Raw genomic sequence first — 22629 nt, forward strand, 5'->3', positions numbered from 1 at the left:
GCTGATGATCCTACGAGGCGTCGTCGGCGCGTAGGGGGCGGATGTTGGCCGGGGCGGCCTCGGCCAGGGCGGTGAGCGCTTGGACGATCTTGTCGGCGGGCATCGGCTTGCAGAAGTGGTAGCCCTGAGCGGTGGGGCAGTTGAGGGCGATGAGGGCGGCCCGCTGTTCGATCGTCTCGACGCCCTCGGCCACCACGCGGACGCCGAGTCGGGCGCCCAGTTCGACGGCGCCGCGGACCACGGCCTCGGCGGCCGGGGACTCGATCATGTCGTCGACGAAGGAGCGGTCGATCTTGATTTCGTCGACCGGGACGCGGGTGACTATGGCCAGGGAGGAGTAGCCCGTGCCGAAGTCGTCCAGGGAGAGCTGGACGCCCATGTCGCGCAGTTCGGCCAGCACCTCGTCGACGATGCGTTCCTGGCTGACCGCCACCGACTCGGTGATCTCGAGAACCAGGTAGGCGGCCGGTGCGCGGTGGCGGCGCAGCGCCTCGGCGACCTGGGCCGGGAAGCCGGGGTCGAGCAGGCTGCGGGCCGAGACGTTGACCGAGACCGGCACGTCGATGCCGACGGCCTGCCAGCTGCCCGCGGCTTCGAGCGCCAGGTCGAGCACCCGCGCCGTGAACGCCGTCTGCAGTTCGGCCGAGTGCTCGACGGCGGGTACGAAATCGCCGGGTGAGAGCTGGCCGCGGCGGGGGTGCCGCCAGCGTACGAGGGCCTCGGCGCCGGTCGGCGCGGCGGTGATCAGGTCGACCGCGGGCTGCAGGTGCAGCAGGATCTGGTCGTCGGCGGCCAGGGCGTCCTGGAGCTCGGCCAGCAGGGCGAGCGCGTCGGTGGTGACCGCGTCCTGGCCGGGGTCGAACGCGCTGACCGCCAGCTGCTGCCGTTTGGCCTGGTTGAGGGCGAGCGAAGCCCGCCGGACGAGCTCGCCGAGATCGACGCCGCCGGCCGGGCTGACCGCCACCCCGACCGCCACCTCGACGGCGAGCCGCACCCCGGAGACCTCCAGGGGCCGGATGAGATGCTCGACCAGCTCGCGGGCGCGGCGCAGGGCCGCCGGCAGCGGGCTGGGCTGCTCGTGCGGCCGCACAGCGGAGTCGCTGACGGCGGTCACGGTCGGGATGAGCAGGGCGAACTCGTCGTCGCCGGTGCGGGCCACCAGCTCGCCGGCGCGGGCCAGCTCGGTCAGCCGCTCGGCCACCACACGCAACACTTCGTCGCCGTGCCGGTGGCCCAGGGTGCCGTTGACCTCGCGGAAGTCGTTGATGTCGAGCAGCAGCAGCGCGACCGGACGCTGCCGGTCGAAGGAGCGCAGCAGCCGGTCGCCGTCGGTCAGGAGCGTGCTGCGGTTGAGCAAACCGGTCAGCCTGTCCTTGGTGAGGTCCTGGGTGATCTGCTGTTCGAGCCCGGCCAGCCGGCTGCGGGTGGACGCGTCGTGCAGAGCCCCGGCCAGAGCGTCGCCGAAGGCCGAGATGGCAGCCTCGTCGCGCGGGGCGGGCAGGGTGGGGCCGGACAGCCAGACGGTGAGTTCGCCGACCGGGTCGCCGGCCACCGCCATCGCCCGGGTGATCGCGGGGCCGGGCAGCCCGGCGATCGCGTTGTCGAGGCCCGGTCCGTCCTCGGCGTAGCGGCGCTCGCCGTCGCCGTCGCCGCCGCGCACCTCGATCTCGACCCGGCGGGCGCCGAAGACTTCGAGGGCCGCGGTCAGACCGGCCCGGGCCACCTCGGCCTCGGTGCCGCCGGGCAGCGTCGCTGTGGCGGCCGAGAACGACTCCCACATGCGGCGTTCCTCCTCGGCGCGCAGGTGGAAGCGGTAGGTGCGCTGGAGCAGCCAGAGCCCGGGCGCGAACGCGAGCAGCCAGAGCGGGCCGTCGACAATGGCGTGGCCCGCGGCCAGGCCGACCACCACGTTGCCCACGAACATCGGGATCTTCGCGTACGAGGCCCGCAGCAGGATCTGCCGGGCCGTGGCGTCCCGGTGCAGGCTGAGGGTGAGCGTGGCCAGGCCGAACGTGATGAGCAGGTAGGTCAGTGCGCCGGCCAGCAGGCCGATCGTCATGCGCGTGCTGAGCACCGCCGCGTCGCCCGCCACCAGAACCGTCACCGCGGTGGCGCCGGCTGCCCCGAGGCTCAGTGAGGCAGCCAGGTGGGCCAGTTCGGCGGTGTTGCGGTGCGAATCCCACCAGGACAGCAGTGCCCAGGCCAGGAGCGCGCCGGCCAGAGTGGCCGCGGGCAGCCAGCCGGGCGGCGCCACCACGAAGCCGATGATGAAGGCGGCCTCACCCCAGCTGACCGACACCATGCCGCGGCCGAGCCGGAAGCGCAGGCGGGCCAGTTGCCCAGCGATGATCACGACCACGGCGAGCGCGGCGCCGACGACCGGAGTCATCGGACGGTCGGCCGGACGGTCGAGCGGCAGGAGGACACCGAGGACGGCCAGCAGCACGGCCGAACTGATCACCGTGACGGTGAGCGCGCGCACCCCGCGCGAGCGACCGGCGAGGCCCGCCGCGTCGCTGAAGGAGCGGCGGACGGGGGCCTCCCTGACCGGCCGGGCGGTCACGGAAAACCCCACTTGAGCAGTGGCACTCGCGGATGCACGTGCATCTGCAGTGGAGAAAACGGGGGGCGGGGAATGGTCATTTTCGGCGCCCCCTTCCGCGCAGGGATCAGGGGCGGTTAAGCCCCCGGCGGAAGGCTAAATCAATACCGATGAACAGAACAGGGCTTGACGCACGACGCGTATCGCCCTTACGTCAGACCAATACGGTGTGTGTCGTCCACCGTCGAGCGAGAACCGCCTGCGACGTGGTCAAACGCGACGGTTGTCGCCGTCGGCGGAGTCGCCGTCACCCTGCGTAGTAATGCCCGTGACCTCGTTATCCGCGGCGGCGCCGGCCGTCGAGGATCGATCCGCTTCGACGTCTGAGGCCGCCTCACCGGCGCCGGAACGTTCGAGATCGGCATTGAGCCGGGCGATCTCGGCCTCACGCTGCGTCTGCTTCACGTCAGGAAAACTGTCGGGAAGCCGACGCAAGCGCTTGTTCATGTTGCGGATCAGCAGAACAGTCGCTATGGACATGAGCACGATGACGAACAGCCCCATCGGGCCGGCCAGGCCGCCCGAGCGGGTGTCGCCGAAGTTGTTGACCGCGACGGTGATGTCCATGGGCCGAGTTTAGGCCTTCGGACTGCTGACGGGCGGCGGGCGGGTGGCCGAAGGGGTCTCAGCGGGCCTCGACCGACTCGCGGATGCCCGCGAACAGGTCGGACTCGGGAACGGGGCTGTCGACCAGGGAGCGGGCCAGCTCGAAGTCTTCGGTCGGCCACACCTTCTGCTGGAGCTCGAGCGGAATCTTGAACCAGAAGCCGTCGGGATCGACCTGGGTCGCGTGGGCGCGCAGAGCGTTGTCGCGGACCTCGAAGTATTCGCCGCACTCGACCCGGGTGGTGATCTTGTCGCCCCGGTCCTCCCGGTCGTTCCACTTCTCGAGCCACTCGCCGTAGGGGGATTCGAGCCCGGCCGCCAGCATGCCCTCGTGCAGGGCGAGCATGCGCGCCCTGGTCCACCCCGAGTTGTAGTAGAGCTTCATCGGCTGCCACGGCTCGCCCAGCTCGGGGTACGCCTCGGGGTCGCCGGCCTTGTCGAAGGCCACCACCGAGACGTTGTGGCACATGATGTGGTCGGGGTGGGGGTAGCCGCCGTTCTCGTCATAGGTGGTCATGACGTGGGGACGGAACTCGCGGATCAGCTTGATCAGCGGGATGGCGGCCGTTTCCGGATCTTGCAGGCCGAAGCAACCCTCGGGCAGCGGGGGCAGCGGGTCGCCCTCGGGCAGGCCCGAGTCGATGAAGCCGAGCCAGGACTGCTCGACGCCCAGGATCGCGCGCGCCTCGTCCATCTCGGCGCGGCGGATGGTGGTGATGTTCTCGAGCACGTCGGGGCGGTCCATCTTGGGGTTGAGCACGCTGCCGCGCTCGCCGCCGGTACACGTCGCGACCATCACCCGAACGCCCTCGGCGACGTAACGCGCCATGGTGGCGGCGCCCTTGCTGGATTCGTCGTCGGGGTGCGCGTGCACCGCCATGAGACGCAACTGCTCAGCCACAGAAACTCCTTGTACCTGACCCGCGGCAGGCGAGCCGGTGTCGGCTGCGAAGATGGACCCTGCCATTCTTGCGGATCCCCCCGACAAGAAACGCACGAGAGGTGCCGAGGTGAGCGAGACGCGCACCACAGACCCGGTGTTCCCGCCGGGCCGCTACGGACGGCGCCGGTCCGGCCGCCGCCGATCGGTGCTGCCCCTCGTCGTGCTCATTGTCGTGGTGGCAGCCTCGCTGCTGCTCTCGGTGCGGCTCTTCCAGCAGTTCGGCCGGACAGACTACGAGCCGCAGATCGTCGGCTGGGACGAGCCGTCGGCCGCCGTGCTGAACATCGAGTTCAAGGTGCGCGTCCCGGCCGGCCAACCGGCCGAGTGCGTGCTGCGCGCCCGCGACTACGACGGCTTCGAGGTGGGGCGGCGGACAGTCGTCGTACGACCCACCGGGAATGAAACGACAATCGACGCGAAGGAGACGGTGCCCACCACGGCCCGGGCCAGCGTCGGGGATGTCCTGAGCTGCCGGCCACCGGCCTGAGGAATCCGCACAAGATCGCACGAAACCGGCGGCGTGCATACCGCTGGTAAGGTTAGTGATTCGCTCCGTTCAGCATCCGGTCCAGGGGTGCTGAGCGTTTTCCATTTAATGACGTCCCCCGTTCCAGCAAGGAGATCGCGCATGGCCAGTTCAGAGGCGCCCAAGACCTGGCTTTCTCAGGACGCTCACGACCGGCTGCAGACCGAGCTCGACGAGATGATCGCCGCGCGTCCGGCCGTCGCCGCGGAGATCAACGCGCGTCGCGAAGAGGGCGACCTTCGCGAGAACGGCGGCTACCACGCGGCCCGCGAGGAGCAGAGCCGGCAGGAAGGCCGGATCCTCTACTTGAAGGAGTTCCTGCGCAACGCCGAGGTCGGCGAGGTTCCCACCGCCGACAAGGTCGGCCCCGGCTCGGTCGTCACGATCTACTTCGACGACGACCAGAGCGACACCGAGACGTTCCTGCTCGGCTCGCGCGAGATCTCCTCCACCACCGACCTCACGGTCTACAGCCCCGAGTCGGCACTCGGCACGGCCATCCTCGGCGCGGCCGAGGGCCAGACTGTCACCTACACGGCGCCCAGCGGCTCCGACATCAAGGTGACCGTGGTCAAGTTCGGCCCGTTCGAGGGCTGAGAGCTTGGCGAGAGGCCCGCGGCGATGCGCCGCGGGCCATTTTCGTCAGGGCGTGTGGTCGGCCAGCAGCGCCACCCGGTAGCCCAGGTCACGCAGGCTGCTGATCAGCGCGGCCGAGTGGTCCGGGCCGCGGGTCTCGACCGAGAGCGCGACCTCGGCCTCGCCGAAGCTGAGCCGCGGGCTCTGCCGCGAGTGGGCCACGTCGACCACGTTGGCCCGCTGGGCGGCGATCTGCCCCAGCAGCCGCGCCAACTCGCCCGGCCGGTCGGTGCAGCGCACCGCGAGCCGCAGGAAGCGGCCGGCCGAGGCCAGCCCGTGCTCGATCACGCGCATCAGCAGCATCGGGTCGATGTTGCCGCCGGACAGGATCGCCACCGCCGGGCCGTCCTCGAGCGGGGCGTACGCGCCGGTCAGCAGGGCCGCCACACCGGCCGCCCCGGCCGGCTCGACCACCGTCTTGTGCCGTTCCAGCAGCACCAGCAGCGCCGCCGACAGATCCTCGTCGCTGACCGTCACGATCTCGTCGACGAGCTTGCTGACGTGCGCGAACGTGAGCTCCCCGGGCCGCAGCACGTTGATGCCGTCGGCGATCGTGACGCCCCGCGCCAGCTTCTGCGGCGAGCCGGCGGCCAGCGAGGGCGGGAACGCCGCGGCGCCGCTCGCCTGCACCCCGACAACCCGGATCTGCGGCCGCAACGCCTTGGCCGCGACGGCCACGCCCGAGATCAGCCCGCCGCCGCCGACCGCGGTGATGATCGTGGTCACCTCGGGGCACTGCTCGAGGATCTCGAGGCCCACGGTGCCCTGACCGGCGATGACATCCGGGTGGTCGAAGGGATGGATCAGCACGGCGCCGGTGCGGTCGGCGAAGTCGCGCGCCGCCTCCAGCGAGTCGTCGACGGCCGTGCCCGCGTACTCGATCGCGGCGCCGTAGTTCCGGGTCGCGGTGACCTTGGGCAGGGGCGCCCCCTCGGGCATGAACACCGTGGCCCGCGTGCCGAGCAGTTCGGCGGCCAGCGCGACACCCTGCGCGTGGTTGCCGGCGCTGGCCGCCACGACCCCGCGGGCCCGCTCGGCGTCGGAGAGCCGGGCGATGCGGGTGTACGCGCCGCGGACCTTGTAGGAGCCGGCGCGCTGCTGGTTCTCGCACTTGAGCCAGACCGGGGTGCCGGTGATCTCGGAGAGCGGGCGCGACGGGATCAGCGGGGTCTTCTTGGCCACGCCGGTCAGCAGCTCGCGCGCGGCCTCGATGTCGGCCGGCGCGAGCAGATCGAGCGGGTGGGGAGCACCATTCATTCCCCGAATGCTGCCACTTCGCCGGCGCCTGCTACACGAAGGCGACCCGCTGCCAGGGATTGAGAACCTCGAACTGGCCGGCCACGGCCAGGAGCAGGGCTTCCGAGTCGGGCGGGCCGACCAGCTGGATGCCCAGGGGCAGGCCGTCGGGCCGGGTGCCGACCGGGACGACGATGGCGGGGAGCCCGGCGACGTTCCAGGGGGCGGCGTACGGGGCGTACCTCATGCTGGCCGACATGTTCCCCCGCCACGACCCGCCCGCGTGGCCCTCGGCGAGCGGCGGCGCGCCGGCCAGGGCCGGGGTGAGCAACAGGTCGAGCGAGTTGTCGGCGAAGAACCGGATCGCCGCCTCGCGATAGGCGTCCCGCTGCGACTGGCGCACCAGGCCGGCCCGCAGGGCCCACTTGCCGAGGCGGATGTGCTGCCGGGTGCGTGGCTGGAGCTGGGTCAGCTGGTAGTCGGCGGACTCGCGGTAGGCCGACGCGAACCAGGTGGCCAGGGTGCCGATGCCCAGCGTCTGCGGGTACGGCGGGTTGGCCGCGACCGTGTCGTGCCCGGCCTGCACCAGCAGCTTCGAGGCCGCGGTGACGGCCGAGGCGTTGGGCTCGTCGGGCCGTACGCCCGCCAGCGGTGACTTCACCGAGACCCCGACCCGCAGACGGCTCGGCTCGACCAGCTTGATCGGATCGCGACCGGCCAGCACCGAGAAGCCCAGCACGGCATCCGAGACCGTGGTGGTCAGCACGCCGTTCTCGACCAGCCCGTACCAGTTGGTGATGCCCAGGTCGGACGGGACGACGCCGCGCCCGGGCTTCAGGCCGACCAGCCCGCAGCAGGCCGCGGGGATTCGGATCGAGCCGAGCCCGTCGTTGCACTGGGCGATCGGCACCAGCCCGGCCGCCACCGCAGCCGCCGCCCCGCCGGAGGAGCCGCCCGGCGTACGGTCGCGGTCCCAGGGGTTGCGGGTGACACCCTCGCCCTCGTCGGTGACCGCCCACAGGCCCATCTCGGGCATGCGCGTGGTGCCGACCACGATCGCCCCGGCGCCGCGCAGCCGCCGGACCACCTCGTGGTCGTCCTCGGCCACCTCGGGCGTACGCGCCGCGGCCGAGCCGTTCCAGGTCGGCAGGCCGGCGACGGCGGTGTTCTCCTTGACCGCGACCGGCACCCCGGCCAGCGGCAGGTTGGCCAGATCCTCCTGGTCGTCGACCTTCTCGGCCTCGGTGATGGCCTCGCCGCCCCGGATCACCCGGAAGGCGTCCAGGGTGGGGTCGGTGATCGCGATCTGCTCCAGGTGGTCGGCCACGACCTGGGTGGCGGTCGCGTCACCGCGCCGCACCGCACGGGAGATCTGCTTGGCTGTCGCGCCTACCCAGGTCGTACCGTCGCTCATTGCCTCTCCGTTTACCTCAGCCCAATGCCTGCTCCAGGTCGGCGAGCAGATCGTCAACGGTTTCGATGCCGACAGACAGTCGCACGAGATCGGCGGGGACTTCAAGCGCCGAACCCGCAGCGGACAGGTGTGTCATCTGGCCGGGGTGCTCGATGAGCGACTCGATCCCGCCCAGCGACTCCGCGAGCACGAAGAGCTTTGTCCGGTTGCAGACGTCGATGGCCTTTTCCTGGCCGCCGGCCGCGCGGAACGACACCATGCCGCCGAAGCGCTGCATCTGCTTGGCCGCGACCTCGTGGCCGGGGTGCGTCTCGAGGCCCGGATAGAGCACCTCGGTGACGGCCGGGTGCTCACGGAGGAACCCGACGATGCGCTCGGCGTTGTCGCAGTGCCTTTCCATCCGTACGCCCAGGGTCTTGATGCCTCGCAGCGTGAGCCACGCGTCGAAGGGCCCGTTGACCGCGCCCATCGCGTTCTGGTGGAAGGCCAGCTGCTCGCCGAGCTCGTCGTTCGCGGTGACCAGCGCGCCGCCGACCACATCGGAGTGCCCGCCCAGGTACTTCGTGGTCGAGTGCACGATCACGTCGGCGCCCAGGGCGAGCGGCTGCTGCAGGTAGGGCGAGGCGAACGTGTTGTCGACCACGAGCATGGCGTCGTACTCGTGGGCCAGGCCGGCCAGCGCCGCGATGTCGGCGATGTTGAGCAGCGGGTTCGTCGGCGTCTCGGCCCAGATGAGCTTGGTCACGCCGGGCCGGAAAGCGGCTCGCACCTGGTCGAGGTCGTCGAGGGCGACGGCCGTCCAGTCCAGACCCCAGTTCTCGGCCACCTTCGAGAAGAGGCGATACGTTCCCCCGTACGCGTCATCGGGGATCACCACGTGGTCACCGGGCCGGCACACCGCGCGCAGCAGCGTGTCCTCGGCCGCGAGACCGCTCGCGAAGGCGAGGCCGCGGCGGCCGCCCTCGATCGCGGCCAGGCACTCCTGGAGGGCGTCGCGGGTGGGGTTGCCGGAGCGGCTGTATTCGTAGCCGAGCCGGGGCGCGCCGACGGCGTCCTGGGCGTACGTGCTCGTCTGGTAGATCGGAGGCACGACCGCACCGGTCCGGGGGTCCGGATCCTGGCCGGCGTGGATGGCGAGGGTGTCGAACCCGTAGTCGTTAGCCGTCATGCTCGGCAAGGCTAGTCTCACCTGGTGGCATCCTGCGTCTTCTGCGACATCGTGGCGGGCTCGGTGCCCGCTTTCAAGGTCATCGACTCGCCGGACGGGGTCGGGTTCCTCGACACCCGGCCGGTGTTCAAGGGCCACGTGCTGATCGTTCCGCGCGCCCACGTGGTGACGTTGCCCGACCTTCCGGCCGCGGATCTGCCCGGATTCTTCGGGCTTGTGCAGCGGGTGGCCGCCGCGGTTCCGGCAGCCCTGGGGGCGCAGGGGACATTCGTGGCGAACAACAACGTCGTCTCGCAGTCGGTGGCCCATCTGCACTTCCACGTCGTGCCGCGGACCAAGGGCGACGGTTTGCGGGGCTTCTTCTGGCCGCGACACAAGTACGCGAGCGACGACGAGGCGTCGTCGTTTGCTTCGCGCATCGCGAAAGAACTCGGGTAAGGAAGCGGCCGCCCCCGGCGTTACACCAGGCGGATGAAGGGAGTGACCGTGTTCCTGCGGCACAAGAAGCTCGAACTGATTACCCCCGACCAGGCCCTGCCGGGCCGCCCCCTCGAGATGCCGGTCGCCGACAAGCACACCGTGCTCGGCACCCCGCTCAAGGGACCGTGGCCGGCCGGCTTCCAGGTCGCGGTCTTCGGAATGGGATGTTTCTGGGGCGCCGAGCGCATCTTCTGGGAGCTGCCCGGGGTCTACTCGACCTCGGTCGGCTACGCGGGCGGGTTCACGAAGAACCCGACCTACGAGGAGACCTGCTCCGGCTCCACCGGCCACGCCGAGGTGGTTCAGGTCGTCTACGACCCCAGCAAGATCCAGTACGAGGACCTGCTGAAGGCCTTCTGGGAGAACCACAACCCGACCCAGGGCATGCGCCAGGGCAACGACGTGGGCACGCAGTACCGTTCCGCGATCTACACGACCACGGACGACCAGGCCCGCATCGCCCAGCAGTCCCTGGAGGCCTTCCAGCCGGTGGTCACCGCGGCCCGCCACGGCCAGATCACCACCGAGATCCGCCCCCTCGGCGCGTACTTCTACGCCGAGGACTACCACCAGCAGTACCTGTCGGACGCCAAGAACCCGTACGGCTACTGCAACCACGGCCCCAACGGCATGACGTGCCCGATCGGCGTCGCCAGGACCAACTGACCTCCGGCAACGGACGGGCATCCGCATCGGGTGCCCGTCTCGTGCGACGATGGTCGGGTCGCCGCGCGCGGGAGGAACGCTTCCCGGAACTCCGCGGACCGGGTCCAGGACCGTCGCCCTCGATCACGCTGTCGTTCGCCGGGTCGACCAGCCGGTACCACCAGAAGCGCGCCGTCCGGCATGAGTTGCCAGATCGGGCCGGATCGCCGGGCCCGCCTCGATCCGCACGCTCATGCCGGCTCGGCTGACCGGCCAGAGATGAGGCCTCGGCGCCTGCCCTCAAAGGCTGGCCAGCTGCTCGGCGGTCAGGTCGTCGAGTCCCAAAGAGCTCATCGTGCGGGCTCCTTCCGCACGGAGGTCGCGTGCGAGGACGACAGAGGTGATCCCGATGATCGCGTCCATCGTCGGGGTGGGCACCGCGAGTCGGCGCGCCAGGTCGGTGAAGAAGACCAGGCTGTAGCCGACGTCTTCGGTGAGGTACCGCGAGTCGATGGCAGTCGGGGCCTTGATGCCGCGAAAGCCGGGCGCGCGGGAGTACCCGGTCGTGTAGTTGCTCTCGGTCATGTAGCCCTGCTCCACACCGATATCCGGCTCGGACAGGATCGTCACGCCGAGCGCCGTCGCGATGGCGAGACGCTCAGTGTCGACAGCCTCCATCAGACGGCCCGCAGCCGGGGTGACACCTTCCTCGTAGAAGAGGAAGTCGCCACCGGTCCGCTCCAGCAGGGCGGCGTTCATGAGCGTCACCGCGGGGTGGATGACGGGGTTGCCGTTCTGCAGAGACGTCTGGAGGACCGTGGCCGCCTCGGTGGCCGAGGGATAGACCTGCCTGAGGATCTCCAGCAGTTTGCCGTTGCCCGACCGAGGGACGGCCGCGGCGAAGAGGCCCGTGTCGAATTTGTGGAATACGTGGACGTTGCCCTGGCCGTCGGCCCGGCACGCGTACGGAAGGGTGCTGGTCTCCCCGACGATGATGTTGTCGTCGTGCACCGCCAAACCCGCGGCTCGCTTGAAGGCGAGGGCACCGCCGCAGGATCCGGGACAGATCACCACGGTCATCCCGGTACGCAGGTGAGGTGCGAGGTCACGGCCGAAGGGCTCGGTGGCGAACGCGGGCCCGACCACGAAGACGATCTCGGCGCCCTCCATGGCGGCTTCGATGTCCGTACCGGCGTACGCAACCGGGGCGAAGCCCTCAAGCCGTCCCTGGCTCGTTATGCCGCCCTTTACCCCGACTGCCTCGATGTTCTCGTGAGCGTGTTCGGCTCGGGAGTACAGCGAGACCCGGTGGCCTTGCTGAGCACAGTCGAAGGCGACAGCCATGCCTCCGTTGCCGGAACCGATAACGGTGACGTTCATGGTCGCTCCCAATCCTGCGGCGTCATGGCAGACGCCGGCGGATTCAATCGGTGGAAGTGTTCCTCGACAAATTCGGCGAAATCTCGGAGGTTATTCCCATCGAAGACCTTACGCGGTCGATTGCCAGCCGAGTTGCACCGCGCGTGGGAGGAACGCTTCCCCGGAACTCCTGCGGACGATCCAGGACCGTTCCGCGCCCGGCAACTGCCGGGGGCTGTTTTCACGCCTCGGAGTGTAAAAGATCGACATGTCCCGACATCGTTCGCACACTGGGAAGGGTCAGCGGTGGTGCGGGAGGTGAAGCCATGCCGATTTTCTACAACGACGAGGAGCGGCGCGCCTGGAGTCTTGCCGAGTCGCTTGCCGAGCAGGCGGAGGAGTCGATGCGCGAGGCGGAAGCGGCGCTCGAGACCTGGAAGACCGGCAAGGAGATGAACCGGCTGCGCTGCATCCGCAAGGGGATCAGCGAGTCCGACGCGGAGATCCGCTGGTCGGCCTCGACCAATGCGAAGAATGCCATTACCAACAACGGCTTCTACGTCGGGCTGGCCACCATGTATTACGGGGCTGCCTCGGCCCATTACTCGCGTGCGCTCTATCTGCGCAGCCTGGGCGGGCGCCCGATGGCGGCCTAATTCTTGTCGTCGTCGGGGGCCGACTGGGACTGTCCGGCGGGCTGCGCCGGCGGCGAGGACGACGACGGGGCAGCGGCGGCGGGCCCCGCCAGCGCGAGGCCGAGCACTGCGCCGGCGCTGATCAGGCCGAGGCCGGCCAGCGAGACGGGCCGGCGTTCTGACTTCTCCATGGGACCACGGTGCCAGCGGTATCTGTGGTCCGGCTGTGCACAACCTGCCAAGAACTTGGCCTGTATGAAGGTCACCCGTTCGGGCAGTATTAACGCATGGAGATCGCCACCGAAACAGAGCGTAAATACGACGTGCCCGCCGAGTTTCGGCTTCCCGATCTGACCGGCAAGGCCGGCATCAGCAGCACCGACGGCGCCGAGACGCACGACCTCGACGCCACCTACTTCGATACCGACGACTTCGCCCTCATGCGCCACCGCCGCACGCTCCGGCGGCGCACCGGCGGCGGCGATGCCGGCTGGCATCTGAAGACGCCCGGTGACGGCGCGAACCGCACCGAGCACCGCCTTCCCCTCAACGGCAGGCCCGAAACCGTTCCGGACGAGCTGATCGGCCAGGTCCGCGCCATCGTGCGCCGTCAGGGGCTGCGGCCGATCGCTCGCCTGCGCACCCATCGGGTCGAGACTCCGCTGCGCGACGCCGACGGCAACACGCTCGCCCTCGTCGCGCAGGATCAGGTGACCGCAGAGACCGACGGGCGCGAGCAGCGCTGGCAGGAGGTCGAGGTCGAGCTGGTCGACGGCAGCCCCAAGCTGCTCGCCGCCGTCGAGAAGGTGCTGTTCAAGGCGGGCGCCACCCCGGCCGAGGGCCCGTCCAAGGTCTCGCGCGCCGTCGGCGGCCAGCCCGAGCCGGCCGCGCCGAAGAAGGCCAAGAGCCCGGTTCTTCAGTACGTGCGGGAGCAGCACGACGCCATCACCGGCTACGACCCGGGTGTCCGTCGCGGCGACCCGGAGGCGGTGCACAAGATGCGCGTCGGCACCCGGCGCCTGCGCAGCACCCTGAAGACGTTCAAGCGCACCTTCCCCGACGCGGCCGACCTCAACGACGAGCTGAAGTGGCTGGCCGACCTGCTGGGCCAGGTGCGCGACGGCCAGGTGCAGGAGGGGAAGCTGCTGGCCGGGCTGGACGAGGCCGGCGAGCAGTTCCGCCCGGTCGCCGCCCGCATCCGCGAGCATCTCGACGCCCAGGTGGCCGAGGGCCGGGCCGCGCTCGACGAAGCGCTCGAGAGCGAGCGCTACCTCACCCTGCTCGACCGCATCGATCAGCTCGCCGCGCAGGAGACGACCGAGGCCGACCCGATCCGGCGGGCCGCCAAGAGCCTGGCCAAGGCCGACGGGCTGCTCGACGAGGCGCTGGCCCATGGCGAGGACCACGAGCTGCACGACGCCCGTAAGGCCTACAAGCGGGCCCGGTACGCGGTCGAGGTCTTCCAGCCCACGGCCGGCAAGCCCGCCAAGAAGCTGGTCGACGCGCTGACCGAGCTGCAGGACGTGCTCGGCGCGCACCAGGATTCGGTCGTCGCCCGGGAGCTGCTGCACGAGCTGGGGCAGGACAGCTTCTGGTTCGGCGTGCTGTGGGCCCGGCAGGAGCAGGTGGGCCGGGAGACGTACGCCGAGTTGCCGGTGGTTGTGGAAACTTCGCGCAAGGCTCGCTTCCGCCAGTGGCTGGGCTGATTGTTCACCTTCCGGCTCGTTGAATGGTCACCCGTTCTGGGTAGTAAATGAGCCATGCAGTCCGAGGCGGAGCAGGAACACCAGGAACAGCCGGAACAGCACAACGGTCACCACGAGGACCTCACCACGAGTCCTTACGACGGACCGGTCGCGGAGTTGGGCGGCTATCGGGTCGCCGACGATGACGACGACGACCCCGTGCTGCTCAACGCCGACGGCAGCCCGGTCGACACCTGGCGCGAGGACTACCCGTACGACGAGCGGATGCCCCGCGCCGAGTACGACCACCAGAAGCGCCTGCTCCAGATCGAGCTGCTGAAGCTGCAGAACTGGTGCAAGACCACCGGTGAGCGGCTGGTGGTCCTCTTCGAGGGGCGCGACGCGGCCGGCAAGGGCGGCACGATCAAGCGGTTCATGGAGCATCTGAACCCGCGCGGCGCCTCGGTGATCGCCCTCGAGAAGCCGAACGAGCGCGAGAGCACCCAGTGGTACTACCAGCGCTACATCAAGCACCTGCCGTCCGCCGGCGAGATCGTGCTGTTCGACCGGTCCTGGTACAACCGGGCCGGCGTCGAGCGGGTCATGGGCTTCTGCACCCGCGCGGAGTATCTGGAGTTCATGCGCCAGACCCCAGAGCTGGAGCGGATGCTCGTGCGCTCCGGCGTCCACCTGGTGAAGTTCTGGTTCTCGGTGACCCAGGGCGAGCAGCGCACCCGCTTCGCCATCCGGCAGGTCGACCCCGTGCGGCAGTGGAAGCTCTCCCCCAACGACCTCGCCTCCCTGGACAAGTGGGGGGACTACACCGAGGCCAAGGAGGCGATGTTCTTCTACACCGACACCGCCGACGCGCCGTGGACCGTGGTGAAGAGCAACGACAAGAAGCGCGCCCGCCTCGAGGCGATGCGGCACGTCCTCAACCGCTTCGACTACGACAACAAGGACACCGAGATCGTCGGCACGCCCGATCCGCTGATCGTCGGGCCGGCGTCACTGGCGGTGGAGGGCACCGAGATGTCGCCCCGGGTATTCCCACGTCTGTAGTGATTCAAAAAGTGTTGGCGAGCACCGCCTCCGGTGGTTAACGTGGCCGTACACGTGAAGGGAGGTGGTCCGAAGTTGTATAGCAACGGGACTCGTGAGGTGGCTGTCCGCTAGCCGCTGTCCTCGACAGCTTCGTAGCAATACGTCGAGACCGTGTGGCAGCGGTGCGGCGAATACCAGATAGCCACCCGACCCCTGGGGATCCGGCCTTGTCCGACCGGACCGCGCATGCGTGTGCGGAAGTCCCCAGGGGTCGCTTCATTTCTCCACCGGGGGCCTGACGTGATTTCTTTATCGGGCGGCCTGACGTGCGCGAGCTGATCGTCCTGGGCACCGCGAGCCAGGTGCCCACGCGGCACCGAAACCACAACGGCTACCTGCTGCGCTGGGACGACGAGGTGATTCTCTTCGACCCGGGCGAGGGCACCCAGCGCCAGATGCTCCTGGCCGGCTTCGCGGTCACCCCGATCAAGCGCATCTGCATCACCCACTTCCACGGCGACCACAGCCTCGGCCTGCCCGGCATCCTGCAGCGCATCTCGCTCGACAAGGTGGCCCACCCGGTCACGGTCCACTATCCGGGCGCCGGCCAGGAGTTCTACGACCGGCTGCGGCACGCCACCAGCTACTGGGACAACGCCGAGATCGTGGCTTCGCCGATCGAGGGCGCGAGCTTCTCGCAGCCGATCCCGGCCGGGCGCCTGACGGCGCTGCCTCTTCGGCACTCCCTTCCCACGTACGGCTATCGGCTGGACGAACCGGCCGGGCGCCGCATGGTCCCGTCGCTGCTGGCCGCGCACGGCATCACCGGGCCCGCGGTCGGCGAGCTGAACCGCGCGGGCCGGATCGGCGACGTGACGCTCGACCAGGTCAGCGTCGAGCGGCCCGGCCAGAGCTTCGCCTTCATCATGGACACGGGCCTGTGCGACAACGTGTTCGAGCTTGCCGCCGGGGTCGACCTGCTGGTCATCGAGTCGACGTTCCTGACCGAGGACGCGGCGATGGCGGCCATGGTGGGACATCTGACGGCGGCCCAGGCCGGTGCGGTGGCGCGCGAGGCGGGCGTACGGAAGCTGGTCCTGACCCATTTCTCGCAGCGTTATCCGGATCCGTCGCGCTTCCTCGACGAGGCGCGGCAGTCGTTCGCGGGCGAGATCGTGGTCGCGGAGGACCTGGGACGCGTACCGGTGCCCCCGCGGCGGGAGGCTACCGTCGGCTGATGCACGTTTCCCTGCGTACGGCGGAAGAAGTTGACCTGATGGCGGTCGGCTCGGTGCACCAGCGTTCGAGGGTCGCGGCCTATGCCGGCATCCTCTCCCCCGAGACTTTGGAGCTGCGGACCGCTGACGCCTTCGGCGAGTGGTGGACCGAGCGGTACCGCTGGGAGCGCGACACCCACGTGCTGACCGTGGCCGACCGGAATTCCGAGATCGTCGGCTTCACGTACGTCGGACCGTCCGAGACGCCGGACGCCGCCGAGCTGTACGCGATCCACGTCGATCCCTCGCTGGTCGGATCGGGTGTGGGGCGACTGCTGATGGTCGACGCGCTCGGGAAGCTGGCGAAGGTCGGCGGCTCGCGGGCCGTGCTGTGGGTGCTGGCGGACAACTCACGAGCGCGGCGCTTCTACGAGGCGGGTGGTTGGGTGGCCGACGGGCAGACTCGCAACGAGCCGGTGAACGGCGAACCGGTCGACCAGCTCAGATACTCGTTGACCTTCGCCTGAGCCTTGGTTAGCCTGCCCTAACTACGATGCCGCCCAGGCCGCCACACGTCAGGGCGAAGTCGGTTGGGTGGTGCGCCGCCGCTGTCACGGCCCAGGCGCATCGCCATATGGTTCGGCGCGCCCGGTCCTGCCGGGTCGGGCGCGCCGGATCGCTCCTTGTCCGTCTTGCGTCTTGGCTGGGCGGGAGTGCGAGACCTGATGGAACGGGGGAACCTGTGGTCCCGCACTCCCGCCAACCATCCCGCCCGAACCGGGGGCGCGTCTGGCCGGAGACGCTGGACCGACGGAGGCATGCCGGTCCTTGATTCGGTTCGAGGGCGGGTCCTGCGGGCGGGAGGTCGCGACGCTGGCGGGGCGCAGCGGACTCACCGCCGGGACGACGCCGGCCCGGGCCGGGTAGCCATGCCTGCCGGGGGAGGTCAAGCTGTCGGGCGACGTCGGTGGTTCTGTGCAGTTGTTCGGCCCCTTTTCAGGAAAAATAACCGCGGTTGGGCGACGGCTGCCGATACTCATCGGGGCCGCGCATGGCCCGGACGCTGTTCAGGTCGTGCCGTACGGTCCACGCCTCGCGCCAGGGCCGCCGGGACGCGATTTCGGCCCGCTGAGCGAGACGCCGGGGCGCGCACGGCCACCGCCATCCACACCAGACACAGTTGCCGTCGACGCCCGCTTCCGCGTGCCGGCCGAGCATCTGCTGCGCATCCCGCCACAGCAGGCGGTCCACAATGTCGGCCGGTGTGGTCTCGTCGGCGATGACCATTCCCCTACCCTTTCGTCGGCTTTGTGGGTGGCGGTCGGGTCGTCAATCGTCCGTCACAACCCATACAACAGCGCGCGGCCATCCGCCGGTCGGACTTTCTGTGCGATTCTCGCGACCCAGCGTGACTGCCAGGGCCGGTCGCTGTTCGCCCTGGGCGGACGACGCACGGGCATCGATGCTGCTGGGGACGGCGTTGAACGGTCCATGGATACCGAACACACGGGTGTCGAATCACAGGCGCTCGATGCCTACAGCCGTGTGGTGACCGGCGTCGCCACCAGCCTGCTGCCGTCGGTCGCGGCCCTCTCCGTGCGCACGGCGCGCGGCCAGGGCGCCGGCTCGGCGGTCACCTTCACCGACGACGGATTCCTGCTGACCAACGCGCACGTGGTCGCCGGCGCGACCGGCGGCACAGCCGACTTCGCCGACGGCACCGAAACCCGCTTCGACGTGGTCGGCGCGGACCCCCTTTCCGACCTCGCGGTGGTCCGGGTGCACAACCCGGGCGCACCCGCGGCCCCGCTCGGCAACGCCGACGACCTGAAGATCGGCCAGCTCGTCGTGGCCGTGGGCAACCCCATGGGCCTGGCCGGCTCGGTGACGGCCGGCGTCGTCTCCGGCCTGGGCCGCTCGCTGCCGGCCCGCGACGGCCGGCGCGTACGCATCATCGACAACGTCATCCAGACCGACGCTGCCCTCAACCCGGGTAACTCCGGCGGCGCCCTGGCCGACTCCACCGGCACGGTCGTGGGGATCAACACGGCGGTGGCCGGATACGGCCTCGGCCTGGCCGTGCCGGTCAACGCCACCACCCGTTCGATCGTCGGCGACCTGGTGGCGAACGGCCGGGTCCGCCGGGCCTGGCTGGGTGTCGCCGGCGTGCCGGTTCCGCTGCCGCCCGCGCTGGCCGGGCGGCTGGGTCAGAAGCTCGGCCTGCGCGTGGTCGAGGTGGTGCCCGGCAGCCCGGCCGGAAGCGCCGGCATCTACCTGGGCGACATCATCATCTCGGCCGGCGGCCGGCCGACCACGACGGTGCAGGCCTTGCAGCGCCTCATGCTCGGCCCGGCCATCGGCGCCGATCTGCCGATGACCCTGCTGCGCAAGAACGCCCTGGTCGACGTCGTCACCGTCCCGGCCGAAATGAACTGACCTCCCCTCCGCCGCTCCGCCGATCCTCCCCCGGCTGAGCGGCGCCGGGCCGGCCCGCCCCGCCGGCCTGCCTGCGCCCGGGTGCTCCCCATCGAGCACCCGGGCGCTTTCTTGTCGACCGGGCCGGGATCGCTACGGACTTCCAGGCCGTCACCGCCTAGGTTGGGCTGGTGACATCGAAGCTGAGCCGAAGCGTCGTATTGCTGCTGGCCGCCCTCGGGGTGGTCACGCTGGTGGCCGGGCCCGCGGCGGCCCAGGCGCCCGAGCGGCTCGCCACCCAGGTGACCGATCCGGCCGGCGTCCTCAGTGACCGCGCCGGCGTCGACGCGGCGCTGGCCGAGCTGCAACGCCGCACGGGCATCCAGCTGTTCGTGGTCATGGTCGACTCGTTCGACGGCACGCCGGCCCAGCAGTGGACCGACGAGACCGCGCGGCTCAGCGACCTCGGCAACCGTGACGCGCTGCTCGCGGTGGCGACCACCGACCGGGCGTACGCCTACTCGTTCCCCGAGGACTCGCGGATCAGCGACCGCGAGCTGTCCGAGGTCGCCGCGAACGAGATCGAACCGGCGCTGAGCCGTAGCGACTGGTCGGGCGCGGTGATCGCCGGGGCGCGGGGCTACACCGACGCCGCCGCCGGTTCCAGCAGCTTCGGCTGGATCTTCCTGGTCCTGGGCATCATCGTCGTCGTCGTTCTCGTCCTGATGTGGCTGCGCAAGCGCCGCTCGGCTTCGCACACCCGGCCCGGCTCGGCCGGCGCGCCGCCGGCGCCCGCGGGCCCGACCGCCGAGGAGCTGACGGCCCGGGCCAACGCCCTGCTCATCGAGCTCGACGACGACCTGCGGGCCGGCGAACGCGAGCTGGCCCTGGCCGCCGCCCAGTACGGCGCGGAGGCGACGGCCCCGTTCCAGGCCGCGCTCGAATCCGCCCGGCAGGATGTCGCCGAGGCGTTCCGCCTGCGCATGACGCTCGACGAGACGCCCGGCCCCGACGCCACCCAGCGGCGCGACACCCTGACCCGGATCATCACACTCTGCGAGGGCGCGGACGCCCGCTTGGACGCCGAGTCGGAGGCCTTCGACCGCCTGCGTGACCTGGAGGGCCGGGCCGCCGAGGCCGCCACCGAGATCGACCAGCGCCGGGCCGCGATCGAGGCCGCCCTGCCGACCACCGAGGCCACCGCGAAGCAGCTGGCCGCCGCCTATTCCGGCGGCACGATCACCGCGATCACCGCCAACGCCGGCCAGGCCCGCGAACGCCTGGCCTTCGCCGATGCCGCGCTGATCCGGGCCCGTCAGGCTCTGGCCGGTCCGGGCACACCCACGACGTCCGGGTCGGGCGTCCCCGGCGGCGGCCCGGCCGAGGCCGCGCTGGCCGTGCGGGCCGCCGAACAGGCCGTCGACCAGGCCGGCCAGCTGGTGGGGGCCGTCGATCGCGCCGCCGCCGACCTGCCCGCCGCCCGGGCCGCGGCCGACTCCCTGATCAACGAGATCACCGGCGAGATCGCCGCCGGCCGGGCCGCCCTCACCGGCAACGCGGTCGCGCCGGCCGGCCTGACCGCAGCCATCACCGGCGGCGAACAGGCACTGGCCGAGGTACGCGCGGCGCTCTCGGCCGACCGCCCCGACCCGGTCGGGGCCGTGGCCCGGCTGCAGACGGCCGACGCCGCGCTCGACGCCGCCCTGGCCGAGGCGCGCGACGTCGCGGAACGCCTGGCCCACGACCGCAGCCTGCTGGCCCAGGAACTGCCCGTGGCCCGGGCCGAGGTGGCCGCGACGAACGATTTCATCACCACCCGCCGGGGTGCCGTCCGTTCCGAGGCGCGGGCAACGCTTTCCGAGGCGGTCCGCCACCTCTCGGTCGCCGAAAGCGTCGCCGCCACCGATCCCGCGACCGCTCTGGCCGAGGCCCGCCAGGCCCGGCGGCTGGCCGCGAACGCCGGCCGCTCCGCCAACCTGGACGTTCAGCGCTGGGGCGGCGGCTCCGGCTTCGGCGGCGGACACCAGAGCGGCTTCGATGCCGGAGCCTTCGCCGGCGCCGTGCTGGGCGGCATCCTCTCCGGCGGTGGGCGCTCCCACGGCGGCTGGCAGGGCGGCGGCTTCGGCGGCAGCGCTTCCCGGGGCCGCCGCACCAGCAGCGGCGGCGGCGGCCGCCGAGGCGGGGGTGGCCGCTTCTGACCGCTGCGCGTCGCTAATGCGGCTCGGCGACCTCGATCACCCGGGTGGTGGGCGCGGCCGCGCCGAGTCGTTCGCGCAGGGCCAGGCGGTCCGGGTCGACCATGAACGCGTCGTAGCCGGCGCGGGAGCGGAAGCGGATCATGTGGACTTCCGTTGCCGCGTCCGTGCTGTGCAGCCGGGATTCCAGCGTGCCGTCATGCCGCGCGAGCAGCGCCAGCACCGCGTCCTCGTAGCTTCTGCCCTCGGCGACGTGGGGCGGCGACATGTCCACGATGGCGACCAGCAGGAGGCTGCTGCCCGCCTCGCCTTTGTCGATTGCCTCGCCTTTGTCGACGGCCTCGCCTTTGTCGATCGCCACGCCGGGCTCGATCGCCTTTCCGGGCTCGATCATGTCGGGAAGTATCGCACCGGCCTTCTGCCCCGGCCGGCGCGGCGAACCGCGCCGGCACAAGTGGTCAGGACAGGTGGGCGAGCAGGTCCTGCCGGGTGAGAACCCCGGCCGGCTTGCCGTCGACGAGGACCATCGCGGCGTCGGCGTTCTCGAGCATCGAGACCGCCTCGCTCACGGGTTGACCGCCGCCGATCATCGGGAGGGGGTCGCCCATGTGGCGCTCTATCGTGTCGTGCAGGTGTGCCTGGCCGGTGAACAAGGCGTCCAGCAGGGCCTTCTCCGCGATCGATCCGGCCACCTCGCCCGTCACCACCGGCGGCTCGGCCTTCAGCACCGGGAGCTGGGAGACGCCGTACTCGCGCATGTAGTCGATTGCGTCGCGCACCGTTTCCGTCGGGTGGACGTGGATCAGGGGCGGCATCGTTCCGCCCTTTCCCTCGAGGGCGTCGGCCACCGTGGGAGCGCCCTCGACCGTGCGCAGGAAGCCGTAGCGGGCCATCCACTCGTCGTTGAAGATCTTCGACAGGTAGCCCCGGCCGCCGTCCGGCAACAGCACCACGATGACGTCGCCGGGGTCGGCGCGGCGAGCCACCTCGAGGGCTGCCACCACCGCCATGCCGCACGAGCCGCCGACCAGCAGGCCTTCCTCGCGAGCGAGGCGGCGGGTCATCTCGAACGAGTCGGAGTCGGAGACCTCGATGATCTCGTCGGCGATCTCACGGTCGTACGTGGTGGGCCAAAAATCTTCGCCCACGCCCTCGACCAGGTAGGGCCGGCCCGTGCCACCGGAGTAGACCGAGCCCTCGGGGTCGGCCCCGATCACCCGTACAGTCGGGCCCTGTTCTTTCAGATAGCGCCCGACCCCGGTGATCGTGCCCCCGGTGCCGACGCCGGCCACGAAGTGGGTGATCCGGCCGTCCGTCTGTTTCCACAGCTCGGGGCCGGTCTCTTCGTAGTGGGAGCGTGGGTTGGCAGCGTTGCTGTACTGGTCCGGCTTCCACGCGCCGGGCACCTCGCGGGCCAGCCGGTCGGAGACGTTGTAGTAGGAACGCGGATCTTCCGGGGCCACCGCGGTGGGACAGACCACCACGTCGGCCCCGTACGCCTTCAGGACGTTCCGCTTGTCTTCGCTGACCTTGTCGGGGCAGACGAAGATGCACTTGTAACCGCGTTGCTGAGCGACCAGGGCCAGGCCCACACCGGTGTTTCCACTGGTGGGCTCGACGATCGTGCCGCCCGGCCCCAGCAGCCCGTCGCGTTCGGCGTCGAGCACCATCCGCAGGGCGATCCGGTCCTTGACCGAACCGCCGGGATTGAAGTACTCGACCTTGGCCAGCACGGTGGCGGCGATGCCCTCGGTGACCTTGTTCAGCTTGACCAGGGGGGTGTCCCCGATGATGTCGACGACGTTGTCGTAATAGCGCACACC

At 70.6% G+C, this 22629-nt stretch carries 22 protein-coding genes; 11 read left to right on the forward strand and 11 right to left on the reverse strand.

Annotated elements, in window-relative coordinates:
- Positions 1-10 precede the first annotated feature (10 nt).
- The 3 genes from KXC43_RS15095 to mca form a co-directional block, all read right to left on the reverse strand.
- The gene (locus KXC43_RS15095; RefSeq protein WP_308129086.1) at positions 11-2575 is read right to left on the reverse strand and encodes a putative bifunctional diguanylate cyclase/phosphodiesterase; all 2565 of its coding nucleotides are present in this window, start codon (positions 2573-2575) and stop codon (positions 11-13) included.
- Positions 2576-2812: 237 nt separating this feature from the next.
- Entirely contained in the window at positions 2813-3169 is a 357-nt protein-coding gene (locus tag KXC43_RS15100; RefSeq protein ID WP_221376692.1) for a hypothetical protein, read from the reverse strand.
- Positions 3170-3227: 58 nt separating this feature from the next.
- Positions 3228-4109, reverse strand: coding sequence for a mycothiol conjugate amidase Mca (mca, locus tag KXC43_RS15105; protein ID WP_221376693.1), 882 nt, complete (start codon positions 4107-4109; stop codon positions 3228-3230).
- 109 nt (positions 4110-4218) lie between these two features.
- Here mca and KXC43_RS15110 point away from each other — a divergent pair, with 109 nt between their 5' ends.
- Together KXC43_RS15110 and greA are read left to right on the forward strand one after the other, a co-directional pair.
- Positions 4219-4638 carry a DUF4307 domain-containing protein gene (locus tag KXC43_RS15110; RefSeq protein ID WP_308129087.1) on the forward strand — a complete coding sequence of 140 codons (420 nt, stop codon included), beginning with the start codon at positions 4219-4221 and terminating at the stop codon, positions 4636-4638.
- A gap of 141 nt (positions 4639-4779) precedes the next feature.
- Positions 4780-5274, forward strand: a complete 495-nt coding sequence (gene greA / locus KXC43_RS15115) for a transcription elongation factor GreA (protein WP_221376695.1) — start codon at positions 4780-4782, stop codon at positions 5272-5274.
- A gap of 45 nt (positions 5275-5319) precedes the next feature.
- Here greA and ilvA read toward each other — a convergent pair whose 3' ends face one another.
- The 3 genes from ilvA to KXC43_RS15130 are packed head-to-tail and all read right to left on the reverse strand — an operon-like array spanning position 5320 to position 9131.
- Positions 5320-6570, reverse strand: a complete 1251-nt coding sequence (gene ilvA, locus KXC43_RS15120) for a threonine ammonia-lyase (RefSeq protein WP_221376696.1) — start codon at positions 6568-6570, stop codon at positions 5320-5322.
- 31 nt (positions 6571-6601) lie between these two features.
- A complete protein-coding gene (locus KXC43_RS15125) occupies positions 6602-7963 on the reverse strand; it encodes an amidase (protein WP_221376697.1) in 1362 nt (453 codons plus the stop codon).
- Positions 7964-7979: 16 nt separating this feature from the next.
- Positions 7980-9131 (reverse strand): cystathionine gamma-synthase, encoded by a 1152-nt coding sequence (locus tag KXC43_RS15130; RefSeq protein ID WP_221376698.1) that lies wholly within the window; start codon positions 9129-9131, stop codon positions 7980-7982.
- Positions 9132-9155: 24 nt separating this feature from the next.
- Between KXC43_RS15130 and KXC43_RS15135 the strand changes: the two genes are divergently transcribed.
- Both KXC43_RS15135 and msrA read left to right on the forward strand, forming a co-directional pair.
- On the forward strand, positions 9156-9569 hold the full coding sequence (locus KXC43_RS15135; RefSeq protein WP_221376699.1) for an HIT family protein: 414 nt from the start codon (positions 9156-9158) through the stop codon (positions 9567-9569).
- Between the two features lie 48 nt (positions 9570-9617).
- A complete protein-coding gene (gene msrA, locus KXC43_RS15140; protein ID WP_221377084.1) occupies positions 9618-10277 on the forward strand; it encodes a peptide-methionine (S)-S-oxide reductase MsrA in 660 nt (219 codons plus the stop codon).
- A gap of 279 nt (positions 10278-10556) precedes the next feature.
- On the opposite strand, the gene KXC43_RS15145 is transcribed toward msrA, so the two are convergent.
- Positions 10557-11636, reverse strand: coding sequence for an NAD/NADP-dependent octopine/nopaline dehydrogenase family protein (locus KXC43_RS15145; RefSeq protein ID WP_221376700.1), 1080 nt, complete (start codon positions 11634-11636; stop codon positions 10557-10559).
- Between the two features lie 305 nt (positions 11637-11941).
- Here KXC43_RS15145 and KXC43_RS15150 point away from each other — a divergent pair, with 305 nt between their 5' ends.
- On the forward strand, positions 11942-12271 hold the full coding sequence (locus KXC43_RS15150; RefSeq protein ID WP_221376701.1) for a hypothetical protein: 330 nt from the start codon (positions 11942-11944) through the stop codon (positions 12269-12271).
- Here KXC43_RS15150 and KXC43_RS15155 read toward each other — a convergent pair.
- Entirely contained in the window at positions 12268-12441 is a 174-nt protein-coding gene (locus KXC43_RS15155) for a hypothetical protein (protein ID WP_221376702.1), read from the reverse strand. The two genes, KXC43_RS15150 and KXC43_RS15155, sit on opposite strands and share 4 nt — an antisense overlap.
- 96 nt (positions 12442-12537) lie before the next feature.
- Here KXC43_RS15155 and KXC43_RS15160 point away from each other — a divergent pair, with 96 nt between their 5' ends.
- The 4 genes from KXC43_RS15160 (at position 12538) to KXC43_RS15175 (ending at position 16723) form a co-directional block, all read left to right on the forward strand.
- A complete protein-coding gene (locus KXC43_RS15160; RefSeq protein ID WP_221376703.1) occupies positions 12538-13956 on the forward strand; it encodes a CYTH and CHAD domain-containing protein in 1419 nt (472 codons plus the stop codon).
- A gap of 54 nt (positions 13957-14010) precedes the next feature.
- Positions 14011-14997: a polyphosphate kinase 2 gene (ppk2, locus tag KXC43_RS15165; protein ID WP_221376704.1), complete on the forward strand. Its 987-nt coding sequence runs from the start codon at positions 14011-14013 to the stop codon at positions 14995-14997.
- Positions 14998-15305: 308 nt separating this feature from the next.
- Entirely contained in the window at positions 15306-16217 is a 912-nt protein-coding gene (locus KXC43_RS15170; protein WP_221376705.1) for a ribonuclease Z, read from the forward strand.
- Positions 16217-16723: a GNAT family N-acetyltransferase gene (locus tag KXC43_RS15175; protein WP_221376706.1), complete on the forward strand. Its 507-nt coding sequence runs from the start codon at positions 16217-16219 to the stop codon at positions 16721-16723. The genes KXC43_RS15170 and KXC43_RS15175 overlap by 1 nt, the downstream gene beginning before the upstream one ends.
- Before the next feature lie 469 nt (positions 16724-17192).
- Here the strand turns inward: KXC43_RS15175 and KXC43_RS15180 are convergent, their stop codons facing one another.
- Positions 17193-17483 carry a hypothetical protein gene (locus KXC43_RS15180; RefSeq protein WP_221376707.1) on the reverse strand — a complete coding sequence of 97 codons (291 nt, stop codon included), beginning with the start codon at positions 17481-17483 and terminating at the stop codon, positions 17193-17195.
- A gap of 204 nt (positions 17484-17687) precedes the next feature.
- Here KXC43_RS15180 and KXC43_RS15185 point away from each other — a divergent pair, with 204 nt between their 5' ends.
- The gene (locus KXC43_RS15185; protein ID WP_221376708.1) at positions 17688-18632 is read left to right on the forward strand and encodes a S1C family serine protease; all 945 of its coding nucleotides are present in this window, start codon (positions 17688-17690) and stop codon (positions 18630-18632) included.
- A 170-nt stretch (positions 18633-18802) separates the two neighbouring features.
- Positions 18803-20809 carry a TPM domain-containing protein gene (locus KXC43_RS15190; RefSeq protein WP_308129088.1) on the forward strand — a complete coding sequence of 669 codons (2007 nt, stop codon included), beginning with the start codon at positions 18803-18805 and terminating at the stop codon, positions 20807-20809.
- A gap of 13 nt (positions 20810-20822) precedes the next feature.
- Here KXC43_RS15190 and KXC43_RS15195 read toward each other — a convergent pair whose 3' ends face one another.
- Together KXC43_RS15195 and KXC43_RS15200 are read right to left on the reverse strand one after the other, a co-directional pair.
- The gene (locus KXC43_RS15195; RefSeq protein WP_255644120.1) at positions 20823-21200 is read right to left on the reverse strand and encodes a hypothetical protein; all 378 of its coding nucleotides are present in this window, start codon (positions 21198-21200) and stop codon (positions 20823-20825) included.
- A 64-nt stretch (positions 21201-21264) separates the two neighbouring features.
- Positions 21265-22626, reverse strand: a complete 1362-nt coding sequence (locus KXC43_RS15200) for a cystathionine beta-synthase (protein WP_221376709.1) — start codon at positions 22624-22626, stop codon at positions 21265-21267.
- Positions 22627-22629 lie beyond the last annotated feature (3 nt).

Origin of the sequence: Paractinoplanes polyasparticus (genome assembly GCF_019710575.1) — a bacterium.
In the GTDB taxonomy this organism is placed as follows: Bacteria; Actinomycetota; Actinomycetes; order Mycobacteriales; family Micromonosporaceae; genus Actinoplanes; species Actinoplanes polyasparticus.